The sequence below is a fragment of the Rhizobium sp. P1_E6 genome (assembly GCF_056405875.1).
Genome location: NZ_JBFUBG010000369.1, coordinates 1 through 558, shown reverse-complemented (window position 1 = coordinate 558; position 558 = coordinate 1). Strand labels below are relative to the sequence as shown.

The following is a 558-nucleotide window of genomic DNA, read 5'->3' as shown; positions in this document are numbered from 1 at the left end:
GCCCTGTTGTTTTAACTGACGTCACCTCGAAATGGCCCGCTATCGAGAAATGGAGTTTGGAATTTCTCATCGAGAACTACGGGGAAGAGCCGATTGTTTATCAAAACGGCCGTTCCGCCGATGACCATCGCGATTCATTCGTGGACCACACAGTGAAAGGTACGCTCGGCGATTACATAAAGCTCATCCAAAATGTGCCGGAAGGCGTAAACCCACCTTACCTGATTGCCCATGACAGACTACTCGATCGCGCAAGCTTCAAGCCGTTGTTGAACGATGTCGTTTTCGATGAGCGCTATCTCAGTCCTCACGACGCTCATGGAAGAGTATTTTTTTGGTTGGGGCCCGCCCGCAGCTCAACGCCAATGCATCGAGATCTGGGCAACGTTTATATGGCGCAAATCGCCGGTCGGAAACTCATAAGAATGGTTCCATCAAAGGAGATCCAGTTTATTTACAATGAGATCGGATATCACAGTGAAGCCGATTTCGATAATTTGGCGCTCGACAAATTTCCACTTCTTCGAAACGCACATATCATGGAATTCACCCTTCATC

Annotated in this window: 1 protein-coding gene; it reads left to right on the top strand. The window is 48.4% G+C overall.

Translation table 11 applies throughout. The features are described 5' to 3' along the window. Positions 1-56 precede the first annotated feature (56 nt). A partial coding sequence (locus AC1D35_RS36790) for a cupin-like domain-containing protein (RefSeq protein ID WP_477943008.1) occupies positions 57-558 on the top strand: 502 nt, incomplete at its 3' end.